This window comes from Pseudoalteromonas sp. GABNS16E (assembly GCF_028598715.1).
Taxonomy (GTDB): domain Bacteria; phylum Pseudomonadota; class Gammaproteobacteria; order Enterobacterales; family Alteromonadaceae; genus Pseudoalteromonas; species Pseudoalteromonas atlantica.
The window spans coordinates 1-1,727 of the sequence record NZ_JAQREZ010000117.1 but is presented as its reverse complement, the minus strand read 5'-3'; the positions used below and the strand labels follow the sequence as shown (position 1 = coordinate 1,727).

The following is a 1,727-nucleotide window of genomic DNA, read 5'->3' as shown; positions in this document are numbered from 1 at the left end:
TCTCATCACAGATAGGAGCGTACCTTCTCCCGAAGTTACGGTACGATTTTGCCTAGTTCCTTCACCCGAGTTCTCTCAAGCGCCTTAGTATTCTCTACCTGACCACCTGTGTCGGTTTGGGGTACGATTCGGTATAATCTGAAGCTTAGAGGCTTTTCCTGGAAGTATGGCATCAGCAACTTCACACCCTTGGGTGCTCGTCTCGTGTCTCAGCCTAACAGCAACCCGGATTTACCTAAGTCACTAGCCTACTCACTTTCACATGGACAACCATCGCCATGCTTGCTTAGCCTTCTCCGTCCCCCCATCGCAATTATACCAAGTACGGAAATATTAATCCGTTTCCCATCGACTACGCCTTTCGGCCTCGCCTTAGGGGTCGACTTACCCTACCCTGATTAACATGGGATAGGAACCCTTGGTCTTCCGGCGTGCGGGTTTTTCACCCGCATTATCGTTACTCATGTCAGCATTCGCACTTCTGATACGTCCAGCATACCTCCCGGTACACCTTCAACCGCTTACAGAACGCTCCCCTACCACTCATCCTAAGATGAATCCGCAGCTTCGGTGCATAGTTTAGCCCCGTTACATCTTCCGCGCAGACCGACTCGACCAGTGAGCTATTACGCTTTCTTTAAAGGATGGCTGCTTCTAAGCCAACCTCCTGGCTGTCTGGGCCTTTCCACATCGTTTCCCACTTAACTATGACTTTGGGACCTTAGCTGGCGGTCTGGGTTGTTTCCCTCTTCACGACGGACGTTAGCACCCGCCGTGTGTCTCCCGGATATTACTTTACGGTATTCGGAGTTTGCAAAGGGTTGGTAAGTCGGGATGACCCCCTAGCCTTAACAGTGCTCTACCCCCGTAAGTATTCGTCCGAGGCTCTACCTAAATAGATTTCGGGGAGAACCAGCTATCTCCCGGTTTGATTAGCCTTTCACTCCTAGCCACAGGTCATCCCCTAACTTTTCAACGTTAGTGGGTTCGGTCCTCCAGTTGATGTTACTCAACCTTCAACCTGCCCATGGCTAGATCACCGGGTTTCGGGTCTATACCTTGCAACTATTCGCCCAGTTAAGACTCGGTTTCCCTACGGCTACCCTAATCGGTTAACCTCGCTACAAAATATAAGTCGCTGACCCATTATACAAAAGGTACGCAGTCACCTAACAAGTAGGCTCCTACTGCTTGTACGTACACGGTTTCAGGTTCTATTTCACTCCCCTCACAGGGGTTCTTTTCGCCTTTCCCTCACGGTACTGGTTCACTATCGGTCAGTTGGGAGTATTTAGCCTTAGATGATGGTCCACCTATATTCAGTCAAAGTTTCACGTGCTCCGACCTACTCGATTTCACTTAAAATGTCTTTTCATGTACGGGACTATCACCCTGTATCGTGGCACTTTCCAGAGCCTTCCATTAACACATAATAAGCTTAAGGGCTGTTCCGATTTCGCTCGCCGCTACTATCGGAATCTCGGTTGATTTCTTTTCCTACGGGTACTTAGATGTTTCAGTTCTCCGCGTTCGCCTCGTTAACCTATGTATTCAGTTAACGATACCTGCAAGCAGGTGGGTTTCCCCATTCGGAAATCCTAGTCTCAAGCGCTTTTTACTAGCTTGACTAGGCTTATCGCAAGTTAATACGTCCTTCATCGCCTCCAACTGCCAAGGCATCCACCGTGTACGCTTAGTCACTTAACCATACAACCCAAACGGGTCTT

Annotated in this window: 1 rRNA gene; it reads right to left on the bottom strand. The window is 49.2% G+C overall.

The features are described 5' to 3' along the window. Window positions 1-1,707: ribosomal RNA gene (locus PSI06_RS20850) — 23S ribosomal RNA — on the bottom strand; the annotation flags it as partial. Window positions 1,708-1,727 lie beyond the last annotated feature (20 nt).